This is a genomic window from Butyrivibrio sp. ob235 (assembly GCF_900109475.1).
Taxonomy (GTDB): domain Bacteria; phylum Bacillota; class Clostridia; order Lachnospirales; family Lachnospiraceae; genus Butyrivibrio.
On sequence record NZ_FOBE01000001.1, the window covers coordinates 437,554 to 461,178 of the forward strand.

Here is a 23,625-nt window from a genome sequence, read left to right on the forward strand (position 1 = left end):
TTTATTTATGATTTCAAAGGACTACACACTTGGCATTGACATTGGTTCTACCACCGTCAAGATTGCTCTTATGGACTCAGACAGAAACATCGTCTTTTCAGATTATAAGAGACATTTTGCAAACATTCAGGAGACACTCTTATCACTTCTTCAGGATGCTGCAAAAATAAGCGGTAATGTTACCCTTCACCCTGTCATTACAGGATCCGGCGGTCTTACTCTTGCCAGCCATCTGGAAGTACCTTTTGTCCAGGAAGTTATCTCCGTATCCACAGCACTTAAGGCTCTTGCTCCCAAGACTGACGTAGCTATTGAGCTTGGCGGCGAGGATGCAAAGATCATCTACTTTGAAGACGGTAATGTTGAGCAGCGAATGAACGGTATCTGCGCAGGCGGTACAGGTTCATTTATCGATCAGATGGCATCGCTTTTGCAGACAGATGCATCCGGTCTTAATTGTTATGCCAAAAATTATCAGTCTCTCTATACCATTGCGGCTCGCTGCGGTGTTTTCGCAAAATCAGATATACAGCCTCTTATCAATGAAGGCGCAACTAAGGAAGACCTTGCAGCTTCTATTTTCCAGGCTGTTGTAAACCAGACTATAAGTGGTCTTGCCTGCGGCAAGCCTATCAGAGGACATATCGCATTTCTCGGCGGACCTCTTCATTTCCTTTCAGAGCTCAAAGTCGCTTTTATCCGCACACTTAAGCTTGATGATGAGCATATTATCGATACTGATAATTCTCATCTATTTGCCGCGATCGGTTCAGCCATGAATGCACAGGAAGACTGCCATTACTCAATGGTTGATATGGTTGGGAAACTCTCACATAAAATAACAATGGCTGCAGAGGTCTCAAGACTTGAGCCACTCTTTGAGTCTGAAGATGAGTATAAGGAATTCCTTGATCGACAGAATAATTACCGAGTAAAAACCGCAAAGCTTGACACCTATAAAGGAAACGCATTCCTCGGAATCGATGCGGGAAGCACCACTACAAAATGTGCCCTCGTATCTGAGGACGGCGATCTTCTTTATTCATTCTATTCAAGCAATAACGGAAGTCCTCTTAAAACAGCTATCAGCTCTATTCAGGAAATCTATAAGCTTATGCCCGAAGGCGTTAATATAGCTCGTTCCTGCTCCACCGGTTACGGTGAAGCTTTGCTTAAGTCCGCACTTATGCTCGATGATGGCGAAGTAGAGACTATTGCACATTATAATGCAGCAGCATTCTTTGATCCTGAAGTTGACTGTATCCTGGATATCGGCGGTCAGGATATGAAGTGTATTCATATAAAAAACGAGACTGTCGACAGTGTTCAGCTTAATGAAGCATGCTCTTCCGGTTGCGGAAGCTTTATAGAGACTTTTGCAAAATCTCTTAATTACAGTGTTCAGGATTTTGCAAAAATCGCTCTGTTTGCTGATGCTCCCATTGATCTTGGTACTCGCTGCACTGTTTTCATGAACTCACGAGTTAAGCAGGCTCAGAAGGAAGGCGCTTCTGTTGCTGACATTTCTGCAGGACTTGCTTATTCGGTTATTAAAAACGCACTCTTTAAGGTTATAAAGGTATCAGATGCAAAGGAACTCGGTGATCACATAGTTGTTCAGGGTGGTACCTTCTACAATGATGCTGTTCTTAAAGCTTTTGAAAAAATTTCCGGAGCTCAGGTTACCCGTCCTGATATTGCGGGTATTATGGGTGCTTTTGGTGCCGCTCTTATCGCCAGAAATCGATTCCATGAAAAGAACAGCTCTAAGACAACCATGCTTACAATCGATCAGATTAACAAGCTCGAATATTCAACAAGCATGACTACCTGTCAGGGCTGCACCAATCATTGTCGTCTTACAATTAATAAATTTACGGGTGGACGTCAGCACATTTCAGGTAATCGCTGCGAACGCGGTATCGGCAAAGTAAAAAATGCTGCCGGCATTCCTAATCTTTTTGAATATAAGTACAAGAGAATATTTGATTACAAGCCTCTTAATGAACTTGAGGCTAAGCGCGGAACAGTTGGTATTCCCAGAGTTCTGAATTATTATGAGAACTATCCTTTCTGGTTTACATTTTTCACAAAGCTCGGATATCGCGTCGTTCTCTCGCCCAGATCCACTCACCAGATTTATGAGCTTGGCATTGAATCAATTCCCAGCGAATCTGAGTGTTATCCGGCGAAGATTTCTCATGGTCACATAGAGTGGCTCATCAGAAATAACGTTGATTTTATCTTCTATCCCGGTCTGTTCTATGAGCGCGATGAGGTAGATGGAGCAACTAACCACTACAACTGCCCTATTGTTACTTCTTATTCAGAGAATATAAAGAATAACGTAGAGGCAATTACAGACGGAAAAGTAAAACTCAGAAATCCTTTCATGTCCTTTGCAAGCCTTAAGACTGCCACCGATGCTCTTGTTAAGGAATTTTCAGAGCTTCCTGCCAATGAGATAATTGCAGCGGCAAGCGAAGGCTGGGCTGAGATGGAAAAGGCAAGGGATGATATCCGAAAGAAAGGCGAAGAGACTCTTCGTTGGATGAAGGACAACAATCGCCACGGTATTGTTGTAGCGGGTCGCCCCTATCATGTAGATCCCGAGATCAATCATGGTATTCCGGATATGATTTGTTCCTACGGTGTTGCGGTTCTTACAGAGGATTCAGTATCTCACCTCGGGACACCTGAACGCCCCCTTATTGTATCAGACCAGTGGATGTATCACTCACGTCTGTATGCCGCAGCAAGTTTTGTACGCACAAGAGATGATCTTGATCTTATTCAGCTTAACTCTTTTGGTTGCGGTCTGGACGCAGTAACCACAGATCAGGTAAATGATATATTATCTGGTTCAGATAAGATTTATACCTGTCTTAAAATTGATGAAGTTAATAATCTTGGCAGCGCAAGAATTCGTGTTCGTTCATTGCTTGCAGCTATACGTGTGCGCGCACAGAAAGAAAACAAAGAACGCACAATAGGTTCAACCGCAATTAACAGAAAGCTCTTTACGGAGGAAATGAGAGCAAATTACACCATTCTCGTTCCTCAGATGTCTCCTATACATTTTGACATCATTGAGCCGGCTCTTTCCGCATGCGGTTACAACATTGTTGTAATGCAGAATGATAATAAGCATGCTATAGATATGGGTCTTAAGTATGTTAACAATGATGCCTGCTACCCTTCGCTCTGGGTTGTCGGTCAGATCATGGATGAGCTTCACTCAGGAAAATATGATCTTGATAGAACTGCCGTGCTCATGAGCCAGACAGGCGGTGGATGTCGTGCTACCAACTATGTTGGTTTCATAAGAAGGGCTTTGAGAAAAGCCGGTATGGAACAAGTCCCCGTTATCTCCGCCAACTTAAGTAAGCTTGAGGCGAACCCGGGCTTCCATCTCAATTTTGAGATGCTTGAAAGAGCTGCTTATGCGGCAGTTTTCGGTGATATCTTCATGAGATGCGTATACCGTATGCGTCCCTACGAAGTTACTGAAGGTTCGGTTAATGCCCTTCATGATAAGTGGAAGAAAAAGTGTATAGAATTTGTTTCTGCAAAGCATCTAAGCTTCTTCAAATTCCAGCGTATGTGCAGGGAAATAGTTGAAGATTTTGATAAGATTCCAATTACCGATGCCATTAAACCAAGAGTCGGTGTTGTAGGAGAGATTCTTGTAAAATTTGCTCCCGCTGCTAACAATCACCTTGTAGAGCTTCTTGAATCAGAAGGCGCCGAAGCTGTTGTTCCGGATCTTTTAGACTTCATGCTCTACTGCTTCTACAATCAGGTTTACAAAGCTGATCAGTTTGGAACAAGCGCTAAGACCAAGGCCTTTTGTAAAGCAGGTATATGGGCTCTGGAAAAGCTTCGCGGCGGAGCTTCCAAAGCATTTGAAAAGAGTATTCACTTTGATGCTCCTACAAGCATTTATAAGCTTGTTGAATATGCAAAGCCTATTGTTTCAATCGGTAACCAGACAGGTGAAGGCTGGTTCCTTACAGGCGAGATGGTTGAACTCATCAAGGAAGGTGCCTCCAATATTGTCTGCACACAGCCTTTTGGTTGTCTTCCGAACCATGTTGTTGGTAAGGGCGTAATTAAGCAGATGAGAAAACTCTATCCCGGATGTAATATCGTAGCAATTGATTATGACCCGGGTGCAAGTGAAGTAAATCAGCTTAACAGAATCAAGCTCATGCTCTCTACGGCTCACACCAAGGCTCATGAAGAAGAAAAGCTTGAAGAGGCAAAAGCAATTTCATAAAGTATGAGAAATAAAAATCAGCCGGTGCATTTGCACCGGCTGTATTTGTTTACTTACTTTGCCTTTTCATTAAGTTTATCAATGTCGTCCTGAAGTCGTTCCATAGCAAACTCATTAGATCTTAAAGCCAGATGCGCTTTAAGTGAACGATTATGAACATCATTTCTCTTCTTGAAATAATCAAGCAGATTTTCATCATCGATCTTAAGGTATCCATCGGCTATTGCCCCCGGAAGTACAAACTTTTTGACTACATCCGAAAACTCAACCTCTATATACTTGCCATCCTGTTTAACAATTGTGCCTTTACCAAATTTCTCATGCGTAATCTTTAAATTCAAGGCATCCTTGTTTCCGAGAGCTGCTGCTTCTTTATCGAGATCCTCAATTTCTCTCTCCATATTGGCATGCTCAGTCTTAAGTTCTTCCATCCGCTTGGCATTCTCTTCCAAAAGTTCTTTGGTTCTCTTGGTTCTGGTCTTAGTTGTAGTCTTTACTTCCTTCTCTTCCTCTTCAAGATCTAAACCCATAGGTTACCCCTTTTCCGCAGATAAAAATCCGCAAGCTAAACATCATCGATATATTATATTTTAGCTTATTTTTTATCGTTTGCGGGCATAGTACCCCATATTTCATAAAACTTTTATGTTTATAAAAAAACATTTCAGATAGTTTCAGTCGTAAGGGCAGAGGTTGCTTTTGTTTTTTTCTCGTCATCAAGGATCTGGCCCCATCTATATGGAGTTGCCTGATATACATAATAATCAAGCCAATTGGAATACAGATTATTACAGTGAGAACGCCAGGTTAACTTTGGTGTATTATCAGGATTGTCTTCCGGATAATAGTTTTCAGGAATATGTATAGGAAGATCCTTGCTTAAATCTCTAATGTATTCGTTGTGAAGAGTCAGTCTGTCATATTCTGCATGCCCCATAACAAAAATGTTTTTGCCGTCTCTGCTCATGCAAAGAAATACGCCTGCAACAGTTGATTCCGCGAGAACTACAAGGTCTTTGCATGCATGTATCTCTGATGAGGGTGATTCCGTATGTCTTGAATGGGGCATAAGAAATACATCATCAAATCCCCTTACAAGCGGAACTTTTCTGTTCTCCACCCTGTGCTCAAATAAACCAAAAAGTTTTTCCTGCAACGGGCGTTTCTTTATTCCGTAATGGTAATAGAGTCCGGCCTGTGCCCCCCAGCAGATATGAAAAGTAGAAGTCACGTTTGTTTTTGACCACTCGAAAATTCTGCAGAGTTCCTCCCAATAATCGACCTCTTCGAATTCCATCTGCTCAACCGGAGCTCCTGTTATAATAAGTCCGTCATAGGTATTATCCTGAAGCTCATCAAAGGTATGATAGAATCTGTTAAGATGGTTTGGCGATGTATTAAGCGACTTGTGACTGCTAACTCTCATAAAAGAAACATCTATCTGTAAAGGTGTATTAGATAAAGATCTAAGGAGCTGAAGCTCTGTATCCTCCTTTAATGGCATCAGATTCAGAATACAAATATTCAAAGAACGAATATCCTGATGCATGGCGCGATTTTCATCCACCACAAAGATATTTTCTTTTTCCAGGATCTCACGTACCGGGAGATCATTCATAATTTTGATCGGCATACCATAACCTCCATCACCTTATAAAAGGTATATTATTTTATTAATTCAAGAAATTCTTCTTCGTTTATAACTTTAATACCCAGTTCCTGTGCCTTGGTCAGTTTACTGCCCGCAGCTTCACCCGCAAGAACCATAGTAGTCTTCTTCGAAACACTTCCGGCAGCTTTTCCACCGTTCTTCGTAATAAGCTCTTCTGCTTCTTTTCTCCCAAGACTGGGCAGTGTTCCGGTAACAACAATTGTCATACCGCTTAGTTTATCCGAGGCGTCCTCATCAATTTTAACAGCCATATTTACCCCGGCATCTTTCATCCTGAGTATCAATTCTTCATTATCCTTGCTGTGGAAGAACTCGTACAAATCATTTGCCGTCGTCTCTCCAATATCAGGCATAGACAAAAATCCATCCACAGTAATTTTGAAAAGATCAGTAAGATCCGATACATGTTTCATGATTTCTCTGGCTGTAGCTTTCCCGACATTTCTTATGGCAAGTCCTGTCAGAAGCATTACCGGGTCATTTTCTTTTGACTTTTCTATCTCAGATAGGAGTTTATCTGTATTCTTTTCCTTACCGATTATTCCCTTTTCAACCATCTCATCACGGTACTTGTAAAGGTCATATATATCGGCATAACTTTTCAGATATCCGTCTTTTGTCAGGGCTTCTATGAGCGTATCACCAAGTCCCATGATGTTCATGGCATCTCTTGATGTAAAATAGGCTATAGTTCTCGTAACCTGAGCAGGGCATGTGGGATTAACGCACCTTATGTCTGCTGTATCCTCTTCCTGTACTAGCTTATGCCCGCATACAGGACATATTTCAGGAGCTTTGAATATCTCTGCAGGTTCTTCCACACAACCATTTAATTTAGGTATGATCTCACCTGATTTGAAGAGTTTATATGCTCCTCCTATACCTATTTTCATATCCCTGATGTAATCCTGGTTGTGCAGTGTTGCTCTTGAAACTGAGGTTCCGCAAAGTCTTGCGGGTTTTCCGGTCTCTTTATCATGAAAACTTCCTGTAAACGTAAGCTTACCAGTTCTGCCTACATCTACAATGATTTCATCCATTACAACAACTTTTTCTTCAGGCGGGTACTTGTATGCAATATGTCCGCTTGAGTATTTGCTGCCTGCCGGAAAATCGTCTCTCCAGGCTGTATGATCAACCTTCACTACAGCTCCGTCGAGATCAAAAGTAAGGTCAAATCGCTCGTCACCGATGGCATCTATCGCATCAATAACATCCTCGGAACTATTGCAGAGTCTGTGTCGTACAACAGGAATACCGAGCTCCTCCAAAGTATCAAGTGCTTTGCAGTGGCTTTCCAAAAGCTCTGCAGGACCATCCTGAACATTAAACACAAACATTCGAAGGCCGCGTTCCTTTGTAACCGCACTGTCAAGCTGCCTAAGCGTTCCCGCCGCTAGATTTCTCGGATTAGCTGCAAGCTTTTTGCCGAGCTTCTCCTGCTGTTCATTGAATCTGTCAAAGTCCTCGTGTGACATATATACTTCACCGCGAAGCTCCAGATAACTTGCACTGTACCTTATTTCCTTCTGTACATCAGGAATCACAAGAGCATTTATTGTAACATCTTCCCCAATTCTTCCATCCCCTCTGGTCTCAGCCATCACAAGCTTCATAAAACCGGGCTTATCTGTATCCGCCTCATACCTGAGAGTCATCGAAAGACCGTCTATCTTCTGTTCTACAGAAAACTGCGCATCCGGATGCTTTTCATGAACTTTATTCACCCAGGAAGTAACATCTGCCTTGTCAAATACGTCTTCAATTGAAAGCATAGGAACATTGTGAGTTACCTTCACTCCGGCTTCTCTCTTTGCTGTGCCTCCGATAATCTGGCTCGGAGACTCCTTGGTTATGAGCTCCGGATGCTCTTTCTCCATTTTTTTAAGTTCCAGCATCAACTGATCATACTCATAATCAGAAATCTCAGGAGCATCCTGATTGTAATACCGGTCCATATGATAGCGGATTTTTTCCGAAAGCTCCTTATATTTTAATTGTGTATCATTATCTGCCATAAAAAACTCCCCATAAACAACTTATTTTGCCTTTTTCATACTAATTCTTCCGGGCAAGCTCATAGAGCATTTTGAGTTCATCGCCCTCAATCATGCGATGCTCTGAATGCCCAAGCTCACCCAGCTCAATATTCAGTATGCGCACTCTCTTCAGCCTGACAACATAATATCCAAAAGCGTCGCACATTCGTCTTATCTGCCTGTTCAGCCCCTGAGTAAGTATTATTCTAAAACAACTCTCAGATATTTTTTTCACCTTACAGGGTCTTGTCGTTTTATCAAGTTCCTTAAGATAAACTCCTTTTTCCATATCAGTTAGGAACTTTTCCGTAATGGATTTATCAACTTCAACGACATATTCCTTCTCGTGGCCGTTGCGGGATTTCATCATTGCCTGAATAAGATCCCCATCATTCGTAAGGATCATAAGCCCCTCAGAATCCTTGTCCAGGCGGCCTGCGTAGGTCACACGTCTGTCAAAACCGAGATCCTCAATTATTGTTCTCTCTGCATGTTCATCCTTTTCAGTGCAAACTACGCCCACAGGCTTATTATACGCAATAACAATTTTATCACCAAATCGGGATATCAAAACACCGTCGCAGAGAATCTCATCCTCATCGCTAACCTTCATCCCGCACTGAGCCGGCTTACCATTGACGGTTATTCTTCCTTCCTCTATGAGCTTGTCAGCATCCCGCCGTGAACATACGCCGCACATGGCAATATATTTATTTAATCTAATCTCTTCCATATTTTCTTTGTTCTTAGAATATATTCGTGGTTTTCATAGTATAAAAAAGGAACGTCCTTCATCGGAAGTCGTCCCTTTTGGTAAAACTCATTTATAAATGCAGTGGTCCTTCTTCGAAAGTTATAAACTGCGGAGTCTCTCTATTGCATCCCCGTTAAGAACAGTATCAAAGTTCTCATCCATATGACAGATTATACTGTCCTTCGTGGTTACAAATTTGCCGAACTCGTAGCACACAGAGAAAACTGCAGCAAATGTTTTTGCATTTTCATCCTTTCGGTCAAATACCATATAAAACATATTATCGGAAGGATTTCTGTACAATATACTGCCCATGACAACATCATCGGGAATCTGCTTACTTAGTAAAATAGCTGTCCTCAAATCCTTAATTGAAAAGACAAAAGTCTTAAAGCCGATCTTCTCAAGTTCTTCAGATACCCTTTTTTCGTCTCTGTTTTCTATTCTGGTCTGTCGTACAGATCCTCTCTTTACCGGTATACTGTCATCCTCTTTATCATTCATATCAGATGAAGTCTTCTCTACCATATTCTTAACTGAATTGGTGAAATCCTTAAGACTCTGAAGATATTCACTCAATTTGGGAATTCTGTCTTCCTCCGGAACATCACCGAGTTCCTCCAGGAAATTCTTAGGAAATCTCAGTCCTGCTTTTTCAGTTAAATTCTTAAGCATATCCGCAAAAGCTCCCTCCGTATTCTCGGAAAGAGTAAGCGATATTGAATGGTCCGGAAGGACGGTTATCTGCATGGGTGTAAAAGCTCCCTGGGGCTTGTAATCAACCTCAGCAGCTGCTTTCTCCATAACTTCGTGTAAGAAATCCATAGCCTCCTGGCTCTTATCAAAAAGATCCTCGAGACGAAGTCCCTGCTCGTCCATATCATCTTCTGTAATTATGCAGTTAACAGTGTCCTTATTAACTCTTGTAAATTTCATATTAAACTCCAAATATGTCAAAAGCCACTTTCAAATCACAACATATAGTGCATTATATCACAGTATATTCAAATTACAAAGCAATTTACGCTTTATGTTCTATCAGCATATTCTCGGAAGTCCCTCACCATACAGTGGTCCGATAAGTCTTGTTCCTCCGATTGATGTATGAAGTATTACACCTGAATTATCGGCTTTTTTGACCTCTCCGATAATAGTTGCATTTTCACCATATTTTGATGACTTTATGATAGAAAGTGCCTTATCCGCGTCGTCACCTGAAACCACGCAGATCATCTTCCCTTCGTTTCCCATATAAACCGGGTCAAGTCCGAGCATTTTACAAAAATCCCTTACTTCTCCGCTTACAGGAAGCTTATCCTGATATATATTTATCTCACAATCTGAAGCCTTCGAAAACTCATGTAAAACAGTACCGAGACCACCTCTTGTCACATCTCTCATGGCATGTACTTTTACATTCTCATCTATAAGTGAGCGGCACATCTCGGAAAGAGGCGCATTATCGGACTTAATATTATTTTTTATATTCATTCTGCCCGATAGAATTGCTGCATGGTGGTCACCGAGATTACCGGATACTATGATCACATCGCCCTCTTTAAGTCCTGAAGGTGAAAGTGAAACACCCTCGGGCATAAAACCGACGCCTGATGTATTTATCATTATTCCGCCAAAATCTCCTCGCTTTTCCACAACTTTTGTATCGCCTGTTATTATGGTGACACCTGCTTCTTTCGCTGTAGCTGCCATGGATTCGATTATCTTATCAAGATCATCCAGATCCATTCCTTCCTCAAGGATACATCCACAGGTAAGATACTTGGGAACAGCACCGCTCATAAGCAAATCATTAACGGTGCCGCATACGGATAGTCTTCCGATGTCTCCGCCCGGGAAGAAATACGGGGTTACAACAAAACTGTCTGTAGTAACCGCCAGTCTCCCGCTTCCGGGAACAACTGCGGAATCCTCCATCTGATCAAGATATTCATTCTTAAAATGTTTGGCAAATATGTTTTCTATCAGTTCAGTTGTTGAAGCACCGCCGCTTCCATGTGCCATTGTAACTTTCATCTATATTTATTCCTTATCTCTTCTTTCTGCCTGAAATATAATAATTGTAACAACTTCCCTCCGTGGAGACCATGCATGCACCATGAGCATCCTCGGGCGTACATTTATTACCAAATAAAGGGCATTCATCGGGAGATATTTCCCCGGTCAGTACCCGTGCACAGCTGCATCCCGGCGGCATATGATCCTCATCAAGACCATAGCTTCCGGCATCATACTCGCTATATTCCTTTTTCAGTCTCATACCGGATCCGGGAATCATTCCCATTCCGCGCCATGAAGCGTCACAGGGTTCAAAAAATTCGCTGACTGCTTTTCTTGCTTCCTCATTTCCTTTTTCCGTGACAGCACTCTTATATACATTCTTTATTCCGCTTTCGCCCTTCATTCCGCAAAGAGCATATACAGCAGCCAAGAGTCCCTTGCCGTCAAAACCTGCAACAACAAACGGAAGCCCTGTCTCCTCTGAAAGTTCTTTAAACAGGTCCGAACCTGTAATTACACTTACATGTCCGGGCGCAAGAAATCCGTCTATATTATCAGTATTTTTGCAAACCCATCTTATCACCTGGGGCATAGTCTTAAGGGATGTCAGGAGCTTTAAATTATGAACATCCTGCGAGATAATCTCTTTTAATACCATAGCGTAAACGGGGGTTGTAGTCTCAAACCCGATAGCTGCAAAAACATAATTCCTGTCAGGGTTATTCTTTGCCATTTTCACAGCATCCATCGGAGAATAGAGCATCTCGACGCTGCCACCGTTTGCCCTTGCATCGGCAAGGCTCATCTTTGAGCCTTTTACCCTTAAAAGATCCCCAAAAGTAAGCACTGTAGTATTGTCAGTGAGTGCCAGCTCTGTAAGCCTGTCAATTACTGCTGTGACAGTAACACATACCGGACATCCGGGACCTGATATCAGATGGATTTTGGGCGATATCATCCCCGGTATACCATTTTCAGAAATAGCCGCAGTGTGAGTTCCGCAAACTTCCATAAAACGGAGCTCTTCGCCGTCATAATTTTTTAGTTTTTCCTTTATAAGCTCTAATTTATTCATAAATTAAATCTGAATATCCTCTATTTCCCGGAAAAGTTCTTCTATCTCATCTGCTTCTTCATCGCTCATTGTCTGAATTATGCAGCCTGCATGTACCAGAACTCTGTCTCCGATTTTCACCTTTACAAGTCCTGCCTCTGCCTCAACCGTGTTGCCCGAAAAATCCACAGTTGCCTTTGTTCCGTTAAGCTGCGTAATACGACCGGGTATTGCTACGCACATAATTATTCCTTTCAAATATCATAAATACTAATTTGATTTTTCCTTTAAGTCTGCCAGATATATCTGACCTGCGCTTATTCCCTGATCATTTGTAGGAAAAACGCGGTTATAGTATACCACAAAACCATCATTTACAAGTAATCTTTCACATAATGACAAAAGAACCCTATTGGTAAAAACTCCGCCAGAAAGGCATATGCTGTTAAGTCCTGTCCTTTCTCTGAGTTTCAGACATACTCTTAAAGTTATTTGCGCTATCACATTGTGAAAGGCATAAGCGAGCATGCCGATATCCTTTCTATTGGCATTATCAGTCAGATACCCAAGGAGCTTTTGCATATCAGGAATGTATTCTTCATTATCATAATTAATCCTGATCAGATCTGAAATCGAAAGGTCTTTGACAATCTCATCGGATTTCCGGGATTTCAAATAATCCTCAGCCTTATTCTGAAGCTTTATAGCACACTCACCCTCATAGGAATTGTAATTACATACCCCGAGAATACAGCTTACAGCATCAAACAGCCGCCCCATTCCTGAGCTTTTGTGTACATTTATATTATTTTGAAGCGCTGCCTTCAGTAATCCTTTTTCCGACTCATTCTGAATATGGTCAGGTATATCTATACCTGAATCATACAGATAGCAAAATGCAGATATTTCCGCATTTTTCATAGCCTCATCACTACCTGCAATTTTCACACTCTTAAAATGTCCTGCCCTCTCAAAATCTCCGCTCCTGCAGATAAGAAATTCGCTGCCCCAAATAGTATTATCAGTTCCGTAGCCTGTACCATCAAATGCTACACCAATGCACTCTGTAAGTGCATTTTCCGCCATAACAGAACCAATATGAGCGTGATGATGCTGAATCTTCAGACGTTCCCCACCAGCCTCATCTGCAAGAGCAGATGAATGATATCCCGGATGCATATCTGAAATGACAATTTTCTTTTCAGTACTTAAATTGTCAGTTCTAAAAAACTTCTCGAATTCCGCCAGTTCATATCTTTGAAGCTTTAGTACACTATAGTCTTCCATATCTCCCAAAAACTGACTCTGGATAATTCTATCCCCAAAGCCTATAGCAAAGGAATTCTTAAGATCCGCTCCATAAGCCTCATACAGTATTTTTTCCTTAAGCGGCTTTTCCAAAAACATCGGGAGCGGCACATATCCTCTGGCGCGCCTTATAAACCTTGGACATTCATAGTCGTCTTCTGTTCGATAAATCTGTAAAACTGAATCATCAAGCGGTCTCAGAATATCACGCTTATAATAGAGTATCCCGTCAATGCTATCCCCGAATTTATCAGCAAAAACCGTATCATCTGTTATCATCGGTTCCCCAGAAATATTGCCACTTGTCACGATAAGTTCGGAAAGTTCAAGAGTAAGTAATCTGTGAACCCCTGATGAAGGTAAAAATCCACCTATCTGCCTTGAATCTCCACATACATTTTCCGCAAAAGGATCCTCTTTTTTATCCAAAAGAACTATAGGTCTTGCCGAAGATTCCAAATACTTCTTTTCAAGTTCCGAAACAAAACAGAACTGCTCTATTTTCCGAACTGAATCAAACATAACTGCAAATGGCTTTTGTTCTCTTCCCTTAAGCAGACGCAGTCTTTTTACCGTATCGTAATTATATGGACTTGCGGCAAGTTGATATCCGCCTATTCCTTTTATCCCTATAATTCCGCCATCTCTAATAACCCGTATCGCCTGTGACAAAGCATCTTCTTTTTCGAAGAAATCACCATCACTTCCGCTCCTGAAAACGATTTGAGGACCGCAGTCATGACAGGATATTGTCTGGGCATGTCTTCTTCTCCCACTTCTGTATTCCTTTTCACAAACCGGGCACATTGAAAAGACGTCCATTGTGGTCGTCTCTCTGTCATAGGGAAGTTCTTTTAATATACTGAATCTTGGTCCGCAGGAAGCACAACTTATGAGCGGATACCGATACCTTCTGTCTTTTTTATCAAGAAGTTCCTTCATACATGTCGGACATATACCTATGTCCGGTGGAAATACAGGCAAATAATTTTTATCAAATTCTCCGCTGCTCTCTACAATACGAAAACCGGAATGGTCACTTTGACCTTCCGGTTCGTTACATTTAGAATAATCGAGTGATACTCGCAAAACAATACTTCCCGAGGGCGAATTAGTCTTAAGTTCATCTGTAAATGAGCTAATCTTATCACCATCACCCTCAGCAGTTATTTCCACTATACCACCAAGATTCTTCACTTCTCCTCTGAGCTCATATTTATTTGCAAGCTCTGCTACAAACGGTCTGTAACCAACGCCTTGGACAGCCCCTGTAACACGGATAAGTGCTTTCATTTTTATTCGTCCTTTTTCTCTGCTGCAGGTGCCTGGGGCTTAGGAGCTGCATTAGCTGCGGATGCTGCATTTGCTGCAGGTGCTGCGTTTCCTGCTGCAGCTGCCTTTGCTGCCGCTGCGGCTGCCGCACGTTCCTTGGCTGCCTTCATAAGTGCTTCCTGAGCTGCAATAGCCTTTTCTGACTGCTTAAAGGTCTTGGTAACCTTTTCGGTTCCGGGCTCTGTAAAGTGAGTGTCCATAGAAAGACATTTCTTAGGACAGTTATCAACACAGCATCTGCACTGAATACAACTCATAGGTCTGATTGACCAGGTCTTCTCAGTTTTATCAACAGTTATCGCATGTGTCGGACACTTTATGGAACAAAGACCGCAAAGTACGCATACGTCCATGTCGTTTTGTACATGACCGCGAGTACGCTCAGGATATACCTTTGGCTCGAAAGGATATTTACGAGTCGCAGGTTTTGAGAACAGATTTTTTAATACTGTACCGTTAAAATTTATTAGACTCAAATCTCTCTACCTTCTTTCTAAATAAGCGTTAGCGTTCTGTACAACTGATACAAGGATCAATGGTAAGTACGAGAATCGGAACATCTGCGAAATCACATCCTGCCAGAATATCAACAAGTGCAGGAATATTAGCAAATGTGGGAGTTCTAACTCTCATACGATCGATAAACTTTGTACCGTTCGCTTTTACATAGTAAAGAGCTTCACCTCTTGGCTGCTCAATTCTTGCCATGTACTCACCGTTAGGCAATTGATTAGGTTTAACCTGTAAATCAACCTCACCTGCAGGCATCTTATCGATACACTGTCTCATAATATCAATTGACTGATAGAGCTCTTTGATACGCACTTCTGTACGAGCATAAGAATCGCAATCTGTGCTGATGATAGGCTCAAACTCAATCTTATCATATGCGCAATAGCCTGTTGATCTGATATCTCTTGCAATACCACTTGCACGAAGGAAAGGACCTGCTGTACCAAGAAGATCTGCCTTCTCGGGAGTAAGGATACCAACACCTACAAGTCTGTTCTTAACAGCAACATCATCGAAGAAAGGCTTGCTAACCATCTTAAGGCCTTCTTCAATACTATCAAGTCTCTGTCTGAAATCCTTGAGCATATCGTCCGGAATGTCGCGGCGAAGTCCGCCAATCTTCATTATGGAGAAGATAACTCGACCACCGGTTGCCATCTCAAACATATCAAGAATCTCTTCACGGATTCTCCAGCACTCCATGTATAATGACTCAAAACCAAATGCATCTGCAAGAAGTCCAAGCCAAAGCATATGTGAATGCATTCTGCTAAGCTCTGAAAGCATTGTTCTAAGGAACTTCGCTCTGTCAGGCACTTCAAGGTCCATAATGTGCTCGACAGCATCACAATAGCCAAGTCCATGACCAAGTGAGCAGATACCGCAGATACGCTCTGCTACATATACCATTTCATGAAAATCTTTTTTATCTACAAGCTTTTCCAGACCACGATGGATGAAACCAATGGAAGGAATAGCCTGGACAACCTTCTCATCCTCAAGTACCAGATCAAGATGTATGGGCTCCGGCAATACAGGATGCTGAGGTCCGAAAGGAATTACACTTCTAGTTGACATAGAATCTCCTCTTTCTATTTACGTTATTAATACAAACTAATCACAAGGAAGTTACTTAAATGGAGTTTCTATAGCTGTTCTATAGAAATTACCCTTGTAGTCAAGACTGATCATCTGAATATCTATTCCGAACAGGTCATGCATCTCGTTTTCATAAAGAAAAGCACAGGGAAAAACATGACTGATACTGTTTATGGGCTGATCATTCTCAAGGATTATCTTGACCTGTAATACCTCAAGTGCCTTGCCAAAGCTGTATACAAGTTCATAGCCTTCAGCGGTCTTTGTCGCACACTGCTGCATAAGATGGTAACCATCAAACTTCAGCTTCTGCGCCTCGTCGATGACTTCCTCCGCCTTAACAATCTTAAATTCTGTATTCATCAGGCGTTTCCTCCTTCATCCTTTTTAGGCGCAGCCGTTTCAGTTGCAGGTGCTGCGGGTGCAGCTGCCTTCGCAGGAGCTGCAGCAGCGGGCGCTGCCGGCTTAGGTGCAGGCTTAGCTGTCTGTGCCATCTTGGCCTCTGCCTGCTCTCTTAATGCCTCTTCTGTCAAAACTGCATCATACTGCGTAGCCGGATCATAATCCTCAGCCTTCATACGAACTGCAATCTTACTGTAATCAACTGTGCAGTAACCCTGCTTCATTGATTCCTTAACCTTAACTCTCTTTTCCTCAAGGATTGCAAGTGCCTTGACCACACCATCAATAAGTGCCTCAGGTCTTACTGCACATCCGGGAACATATACATCAACAGGAACTACCTTATCGGAACCTCCGAGAATGTTATAGCACTCCTTGAAGATACCACCGTCACAGGAACAAATTCCGCAGGCAATAACTACCTTGGGATCCGGCATCTGGTTATAAAGCTGTCTTACAACGGGTGCTGTCTGAGCATTTATACCGCCTGTAAGAAGCAGAATATCAGCATGCTTGGGATTTCCTGTATTTATAATTCCGAATCTTTCAACGTCATAAAGTGGAGTCATCGTTGCAAGAACCTCAATATCACATCCGTTGCAACTGGATCCATCATAATGTAACACCCAGGGTGATTTTGAAATTTTCATAGTTTCTCCTTTTACTTAATTACACTTAAGATAAGCAAGTTTGTTCCGGCTGTTACAAGAATTACTACCCAGCTGGAAATAAGCATCGCCATGTATTTAACACGGGGGAATATGTTATCTATCAGTGTCTCCATGAGATAGAATATTATGCATGCAATAACAGCCCAAACGATACTGATAGGATTGTTGTAAATAAAGAACATTGCAACGATACCCATCATAAGGACTTCATCATACCATTCCGCTATCTCATAGAAAGCAAGGTTCGTACCTGAAATATCAGAGGTAAGACCCTTAACCATCTCCTGGTGTGCGTGATGAGAGGTACTCATGTCAAAAGGAGATTTTCTAAACTTGATTGTAAGTATAAACAAAAATCCGATGAGCATTCCGGGAATCTTAATGATTGCAGGGTTTGCAGCATGAATAAGATCATTTACCATAAAGCTTCCGTTTGCTTCATAAAAACCAATGGCAACCAAAAGAATCATGGGCTCATAACACATCATCTGCAAAAGCTCACGGTTTGCTCCAAGCGCACTGTAAGGACCGTTTGTTGAATATGCAGCAAGAACCATCATAACCTCTGACATTGACAGAGCGAAGAATACCAGCAGCATATCACCGCCACCAAAGAAAAGTGCACCTGTAAAAATAGTAAATATTGTATAAGCAATCACAAAGAGAACCTGAATACTGTTAACAACAGTGGTCTGCTTTGCAAGAAGCTTATAAACATCATAAAACGGCTGGAAAAGCGGAGGCCCCTGTCTTCTCTGCATTCTGGCTGATACGACACGGTCAACACCTTCCATGAGTCCACCCAGGATGGGTGCGAGTAAAATATAAAGAACAACCTTAATCACTGTCATAATCATCAGAAAGCACCTCCGCAAACTATAATCAGCATTACGATTACGATTATTGCAGAAATCACAATACTGGGAACAAGAAGCTTATCCTCTCCGAAGTATTCTGTCATATACCAGTTTGACATATACAGAGGTCTTGCCTTTCCGAAAGAGTCAATATAATTACGGTCATCACCGGCATTAACACCGGCAACATAGGACATAGTCATCTTACTCTTCTTACCAATGGCAAGTATTCTGCTTCCTATAGGAATAGCAAATATCATGGCTACCATGATCATCATTATGATGACATCGGAACCACCGATAACATTTGGAATATTTTTGTGGAATGCCTCATTAAGTACGGGCTGAACCATGATGTCAGACATCTTCGGGAAAGCGAAGCACATGATAATGATCATCATAGTAAGCGGTACAAGTGAAATCATCTCACTCTTGGGAGTAATATCCTCGAGCTCATAAGACTGATGAATAACAGTACAAATCTTTCCAAGCCACTTAGCCCAATAGAACAATGTTGAACCTGAACCAAATACAAGGAAAAGAACAAGCCATACAGAGTTTGAATCAACGAATGATTTAAGAGCAGCCCACTTTGAAACTAGCATTCCGAAAGGAGCCATAAACATTCCGCAAATTCCGATGATCATTATGAATGCAAGCTTAGGAAGCTTGATAATAAGACCATGCATATCCTCAATGTCACGGCTGTGCATGCAGTTCTCGATATCACCGACTGTCTGGAACAGAAGTGACTTTGATACAGCGTGGAAAAGAATAAGCATTGTAGCTGCCCATACACCCTCTGTAGTACCTGTACCAGCACAGGCTGTGATAAGTCCGAGGTTTGAAATTGTTGAATAAGCAAGTACCTTTTTACCATCACTTACTGTGATAGCAAGAAGTGATGCTGCAAAGAATGTGAATCCACCGATAACAGTGATCATTACACCTGTGAAGGTTCCGTTAAGCATGGGTGAAAGTCTGATGAGCATATATACACCAATCTTAACCATGGTAGCTGAGTGAAGAAGTGCACTACTGGGAGTAGGCGCAACCATCGCTCCAAGGAGCCATCTTGAGAACGGGAACTGTGCACTCTTTGTAAGAGCAGCAAATGCAATAAGTGTTACAGGCACCATTACAAACATATTCTGTCTCGGAACAAGTGCTGTAAGCTGACTTAAGTTTGAAATACCAAGAACAAGATTGCAGACAAGAAGAGCCGCTCCAAATCCGCATCCGCCAAGAAGGTTCATCCAAAGTGCTCTGAAGCTGTTGTTTACAGCTTCCTCGGTTCTTGTATAGCCGATGAGAAGGAATGAACAAACACTTGTGATTTCCCAGAAGAAATAGATCCATCCGAGATTATCGGACACAATGAGCCCGAACATGGCACCTACGAAAACAAACAAAAGTGCCAGGAAATAATTGGATCTGTCCTCTACCTCAGTATGGTGGTTATGATAGTCCTTCATATAACCAACTGCGTAGATACAGATCAGGATACCCACAATACCAACAATAAGTATCATAACTGCTGAGAGGAAATCCACTCTTAAGTGAGGCGCTCCCTCTACCGCATAACCTGATAAATCCATCGCAAGTACCGGAATTGTACCCACCATGGACAAAAGTATAGCATAATACTTCTTATACTTTATACTCAGGAAAACAACTATTGCCATGAGAAGAAGCTCTCCTCCCATGATAATATGATCATGTGGAGCAGTCGCAGTCAGATATGTATTGCGAGTAGTTCCCTTCATGGAAAGAACCCTTATGCCTACCATTATAGCGGTAGCCATAACACTGAATCCTCCTACAATTGCAACAAAATTGCGCAGTAGTGATGAATTCTTAATGCAGAACATAAGAACTGCAATTACAAATGGAAAAAGAATCAGGAAACTTACTGCTTTTAGAATTGAAATAGTCAAAGATTCTCCACCCCTTTCAGGATAATAATATTATGCAAATCCCTTGCAAAAGACCGCAAAAGTTGCCTTAAATATACTACCACAAAACACTAAGTTTTTCATAAAAAATTGTTATAAAAAAAACAAATAATTTATAAAAATTTTAGCGAACTTTCGAAATGATCAAATATAGCAATCTGTAAAGTTCTTTAGCATCATTTTCGGAAAGCTTTACGCAGTTTCCTATTTTTCCAGGGATATCTTTAGCCTGATTCTTTATCGACTCTCCTTCAGGTGTAATAGATACTAGAAGATTACGCTCATCTGTCTTGGATCTGGTCCTTTTTATATATCCTTTACTCTCAAGTTTCTTCAAAACAGGCGTAAGAGTACCGGAGTCAAGGTATAAGCATTCCCCAAGGCTCTTTACATTCATCTCCTTTTTATCCCACAGTACCATCATCGTGATGTACTGAGTATATGTCAGATCCAGTTCATCCAGATAAGGCTTATAAGCTCTTATTATCTCCTTAGAACAAGCATAAAGCGGAAAACAAAGCTGATTCTCAAGCTTTAATTGATCAAAGTTTTCTTTACTCATTTTTCCCTCCAAATAACAACAAATTAAATTGCGAGCAATTATACTGCTATCTTATAATAGCACATTGTCAGTCAAAATCAATATTTTTAATAAAAATATAATCAAAATTTAAATGATTGATTCCAAAATAAAAGGATGCTGACCGCATCCTCATATTTTTATTCTTTCACCTGATGCTTAATATTCTTAATCGGTATATTCGCATATAGGGCAGGAACACATTTCTTTTCATCGCCTGTCCCTTCTGTATCCATCTGTGTAAACTTAATATCAAGGCCTTCTTTATCCACTTCAACATATTTTGAAAGCACTTCGATTATATCATTTTTAATTCGATCCATTATTTCAGGTGAACAGTTCTGCCTGTCAGAAACCAGAACAAGTTTAAGGCGATCCCTGGCTGCCTGACCGGAAGTTTTTTTCTTAAAAACATCTGTCAGATTCATGACATATCCCCCTATCACCTATGGAAAACGCTGGCTATAGCTGCGAACAATCCCTTTCTCTCATCAAGATCAAGGAACGGAACAGAATCACCAAGTATCCTTCGGCATATATTCATATATGCCTGTCCCGCAAGTGTACTGTCACCTGCAAGCGGTTCTCCGTTATTGGTTGCAATAACTATATTCTCATCGTCCGGTACGACACCAAGAAGATCAATAGCAAGAATATCCACAACGTCATCGGCGCTCATCATATCGCCTCTTCTAACCATCTCCGGTCTTATTCTATTGACAACAAGCTGAGTCTGTCCTATCTCATTAGCTTCCAGAAGACCAATTATTCTATCTGCATCTCGTACAGCAGAAACCTCAGGAGTAGTAACAACAATAGCTCTTTCTGCACCTGCTATAGCATTCTTAAAGCCCTGCTCTATACCGGCAGGACAATCCATAATAACATAATCAAATTCCTGCTTCAGTTCCTCACAAAGCATCTTCATCTGATCAGGTGTCACGCTGGTCTTATCCTTGGTTTGTGCCGCCGGCAAAAGAAATAGAGTATCAAATCTCTTATCTCTTATCATCGCCTGCTTCACCTTACAACTCCCCTCAACAACATCGACAAGATTATACACGATTCGATTTTCAAGACCCATGACAACGTCAAGGTTTCTTAGCCCAATATCGGTATCAATCAGCACAACCTTCTTGTTAAGCTTTGCAAGCGCTGTACCAATATTTGCAGTAGTTGTTGTTTTTCCAACACCGCCTTTGCCGGAAGTTACGACTATTACTTCTCCCATACAACCCTCCATAGAAAATTTATATAAAACGATTATCTCTCAAAAATGCTGCGCCGTAAACATCTTTTACAATATGTCCGTTTAAAATATATGCCACCTCGGTTTTTTTGTCAGTCTGACCTTTCATAAAACTTTTCATTTTCAGCCTGGGGCCCTCATCTGAATCCGGAGAAATAGCAATCTTATCGGCAATTCTGACCTGCAGTGGATCAAGCTCCAACGCCATTATAAAAGCACTCTCATCGCCTGTGCTTCCTGCATGTGCACTGCCTCTAAGAGCCCCCATAACAAAAATATTGCCCTCCGAACTTACTGATGCTCCGGGTTTAACATCCCCCAGAATTACTACACTTTTGACAAAAGAAAGGTCCTGGCCGGATCTCAGATTACCCGTATGTATATCTGCCTGTTTTTTTATAATATCCGGATCAATCCCTAACTGTTCTTCATCCGGTTTACTATCCTCTTCCTGTTGTACAATTACAGGTTGTTTTACATAGCTTGCAAAAATTCTGTCGGTGTCCGGATCATCTCTGATAACACAGCACACATCTATATCGCAATTATTGGAAATAGTATCAAGAATTTCATTCTCTTCTTTGTCACAAAGAGTCCTGCCTCTTATTATCATCCCCATAGAGGCTTTTCCCAGAAAGGATTTTGATTCACGGAACTTGTCAGCAATCTCTTTAACAAGAATCTCAAATGACTCCTTGGGATCCAGTTCAAGGATAATTCCTTTTCCCGTACCTTTAAGATTAACTGCCCCCATCTATAACTCCTCCCAAACAAACTTTTTCGATATTATTCAATAAAAACGCCCCTGCCGTTATATAACGGCAAGGGCAATCAAATCTAATACTTGATAGGAATATTACTGCATTCCTGCCTGCTTAGCAACCTCTTCTGCGAAGTTCTCTTCTCTCTTCTCGATGCCTTCACCGGTCTCAAAACGAACAAAACGCTTGATAGAAAGGTTTGCGCCATTCTCCTTAGCAACCTGAGCAACATACTGAGCAACAGTCTGCTTACCATCTTCAGCCTTTACGTAAACCTGCTGGTTAAGGCAGATCTCCTTAAGCTCTTTCTGGAGACGGCCCTCGAGCATCTTCTCGATGATCTGCTGAGGCTTTCTCTTTCCTTCAGGAAGTTCTTCATTCTCCTTAGTAGCCTGAGCAAGAAGAATCTCCTTCTCATGGTTTCTGAACTCTTCAGAAACATCGTTCATATCAACATACTTAGGATAAAGTGCTGCAATCTGCATTGCAATGTTCTTGATAGCATCCTTGATGTTATCGTTAACAACATCTGTATCTGCCTCAACAAGAACAGAAATTCTTCCGCCACCGTGAACATAAGGTACTACAATACCGTTCTCTGCAGTAACCTTCTCGAAACGACGAATGCTGAGCTTCTCAGAGATAACTGCTGTGATATCGATAAGTGCTTCCTTAACTGTCTTAGAAGTATCAACATTCCACTTCTCAGCCATGAAGCTATCCATATCCTTAGCATCAGACTCAACAGCCTGCTTTGCAACTGCCTCAACAAAAGTCTGGAACTGCTCGTTCTTAGCAACGAAATCTGTCTCTGAATTAACCTCTACAACTGCTGCAGTCTTATCATCCTTAACTGCGATTCTTGTAAGGCCCTCAGCTGCGATTCTGCTAGCCTTCTTCTCAGCCTTAGCCTGACCGTTCTTTCTAAGGAACTCAACTGCTGCGTCCATGTCTCCGTTTGTCTCAGTAAGAGCCTTCTTGCACTCCATCATACCTGCGCCGGTAGACTCACGTAACTCTTTAACCATTGCTGCTGTGATAGCCATGTGTATTATCCTCCACGATATTTAAATTATATTTTT

The 23,625-nt window shown here is 41.6% G+C and carries 21 protein-coding genes; 1 reads left to right on the forward strand and 20 read right to left on the reverse strand.

Annotated features, from left to right (window positions below; all coding sequences use genetic code 11):
• Positions 1-7: 7 nt before the first annotated feature.
• Positions 8-4,279 (forward strand): 2-hydroxyacyl-CoA dehydratase, encoded by a 4,272-nt coding sequence (locus BMW61_RS01845; protein WP_091819523.1) that lies wholly within the window; start codon positions 8-10, stop codon positions 4,277-4,279.
• 53 nt (positions 4,280-4,332) lie between these two features.
• Here the strand turns inward: BMW61_RS01845 and BMW61_RS01850 are convergent, their stop codons facing one another.
• The 20 genes from BMW61_RS01850 to tsf form a co-directional block, all read right to left on the reverse strand.
• The gene (locus BMW61_RS01850) at positions 4,333-4,809 is read right to left on the reverse strand and encodes a hypothetical protein (RefSeq protein ID WP_022760117.1); all 477 of its coding nucleotides are present in this window, start codon (positions 4,807-4,809) and stop codon (positions 4,333-4,335) included.
• Between the two features lie 134 nt (positions 4,810-4,943).
• Positions 4,944-5,912, reverse strand: coding sequence for a homoserine O-acetyltransferase MetA (gene metA, locus BMW61_RS01855; protein ID WP_091819525.1), 969 nt, complete (start codon positions 5,910-5,912; stop codon positions 4,944-4,946).
• Positions 5,913-5,944: 32 nt separating this feature from the next.
• Positions 5,945-7,969: an NAD-dependent DNA ligase LigA gene (gene ligA, locus BMW61_RS01860; protein ID WP_091819526.1), complete on the reverse strand. Its 2,025-nt coding sequence runs from the start codon at positions 7,967-7,969 to the stop codon at positions 5,945-5,947.
• A 40-nt stretch (positions 7,970-8,009) separates the two neighbouring features.
• Positions 8,010-8,723 (reverse strand): pseudouridine synthase, encoded by a 714-nt coding sequence (locus tag BMW61_RS01865; protein ID WP_091819527.1) that lies wholly within the window; start codon positions 8,721-8,723, stop codon positions 8,010-8,012.
• Between the two features lie 120 nt (positions 8,724-8,843).
• Positions 8,844-9,680: an adaptor protein MecA gene (locus tag BMW61_RS01870; RefSeq protein ID WP_091819529.1), complete on the reverse strand. Its 837-nt coding sequence runs from the start codon at positions 9,678-9,680 to the stop codon at positions 8,844-8,846.
• Between the two features lie 102 nt (positions 9,681-9,782).
• Positions 9,783-10,778 (reverse strand): hydrogenase expression/formation protein HypE, encoded by a 996-nt coding sequence (gene hypE / locus BMW61_RS01875; RefSeq protein ID WP_022760122.1) that lies wholly within the window; start codon positions 10,776-10,778, stop codon positions 9,783-9,785.
• Positions 10,779-10,791: 13 nt separating this feature from the next.
• Positions 10,792-11,838 (reverse strand): hydrogenase formation protein HypD, encoded by a 1,047-nt coding sequence (gene hypD / locus BMW61_RS01880; RefSeq protein WP_091819530.1) that lies wholly within the window; start codon positions 11,836-11,838, stop codon positions 10,792-10,794.
• A 3-nt stretch (positions 11,839-11,841) separates the two neighbouring features.
• Positions 11,842-12,060 (reverse strand): HypC/HybG/HupF family hydrogenase formation chaperone, encoded by a 219-nt coding sequence (locus tag BMW61_RS01885; protein ID WP_022760124.1) that lies wholly within the window; start codon positions 12,058-12,060, stop codon positions 11,842-11,844.
• 27 nt (positions 12,061-12,087) lie between these two features.
• Positions 12,088-14,418, reverse strand: coding sequence for a carbamoyltransferase HypF (hypF, locus tag BMW61_RS01890; protein ID WP_091819531.1), 2,331 nt, complete (start codon positions 14,416-14,418; stop codon positions 12,088-12,090).
• A 2-nt stretch (positions 14,419-14,420) separates the two neighbouring features.
• Positions 14,421-14,933 carry a 4Fe-4S dicluster domain-containing protein gene (locus BMW61_RS01895; protein ID WP_242876577.1) on the reverse strand — a complete coding sequence of 171 codons (513 nt, stop codon included), beginning with the start codon at positions 14,931-14,933 and terminating at the stop codon, positions 14,421-14,423.
• A gap of 28 nt (positions 14,934-14,961) precedes the next feature.
• Positions 14,962-16,047 (reverse strand): hydrogenase large subunit, encoded by a 1,086-nt coding sequence (locus tag BMW61_RS01900; protein ID WP_022760127.1) that lies wholly within the window; start codon positions 16,045-16,047, stop codon positions 14,962-14,964.
• A gap of 51 nt (positions 16,048-16,098) precedes the next feature.
• A complete protein-coding gene (locus tag BMW61_RS01905) occupies positions 16,099-16,431 on the reverse strand; it encodes an NADH-quinone oxidoreductase subunit C (RefSeq protein ID WP_026497412.1) in 333 nt (110 codons plus the stop codon).
• The gene (locus tag BMW61_RS22775) at positions 16,431-17,120 is read right to left on the reverse strand and encodes an NADH-quinone oxidoreductase subunit B family protein (protein ID WP_044958366.1); all 690 of its coding nucleotides are present in this window, start codon (positions 17,118-17,120) and stop codon (positions 16,431-16,433) included. The genes BMW61_RS01905 and BMW61_RS22775 overlap by 1 nt, the downstream gene beginning before the upstream one ends.
• Before the next feature lie 11 nt (positions 17,121-17,131).
• Complete coding sequence (locus BMW61_RS01915) at positions 17,132-17,998, reverse strand: respiratory chain complex I subunit 1 family protein (RefSeq protein WP_022760130.1); 867 nt, start codon at positions 17,996-17,998, stop codon at positions 17,132-17,134.
• Positions 17,998-19,935 (reverse strand): NADH-quinone oxidoreductase subunit 5 family protein, encoded by a 1,938-nt coding sequence (locus BMW61_RS01920; protein WP_022760131.1) that lies wholly within the window; start codon positions 19,933-19,935, stop codon positions 17,998-18,000. The genes BMW61_RS01915 and BMW61_RS01920 overlap by 1 nt, the downstream gene beginning before the upstream one ends.
• Before the next feature lie 142 nt (positions 19,936-20,077).
• Positions 20,078-20,515, reverse strand: coding sequence for a MarR family winged helix-turn-helix transcriptional regulator (locus BMW61_RS01925; protein WP_026497409.1), 438 nt, complete (start codon positions 20,513-20,515; stop codon positions 20,078-20,080).
• Positions 20,516-20,673: 158 nt separating this feature from the next.
• The gene (minE, locus tag BMW61_RS01930; protein WP_022760133.1) at positions 20,674-20,961 is read right to left on the reverse strand and encodes a cell division topological specificity factor MinE; all 288 of its coding nucleotides are present in this window, start codon (positions 20,959-20,961) and stop codon (positions 20,674-20,676) included.
• Positions 20,962-20,975: 14 nt separating this feature from the next.
• Positions 20,976-21,764 carry a septum site-determining protein MinD gene (minD, locus tag BMW61_RS01935; RefSeq protein WP_022760134.1) on the reverse strand — a complete coding sequence of 263 codons (789 nt, stop codon included), beginning with the start codon at positions 21,762-21,764 and terminating at the stop codon, positions 20,976-20,978.
• A 19-nt stretch (positions 21,765-21,783) separates the two neighbouring features.
• Positions 21,784-22,536 carry a septum site-determining protein MinC gene (locus BMW61_RS01940; protein WP_049946024.1) on the reverse strand — a complete coding sequence of 251 codons (753 nt, stop codon included), beginning with the start codon at positions 22,534-22,536 and terminating at the stop codon, positions 21,784-21,786.
• 102 nt (positions 22,537-22,638) lie between these two features.
• A complete protein-coding gene (tsf, locus tag BMW61_RS01945) occupies positions 22,639-23,589 on the reverse strand; it encodes a translation elongation factor Ts (RefSeq protein WP_091819533.1) in 951 nt (316 codons plus the stop codon).
• Between the last annotated feature and the right edge of the window lie 36 nt (positions 23,590-23,625).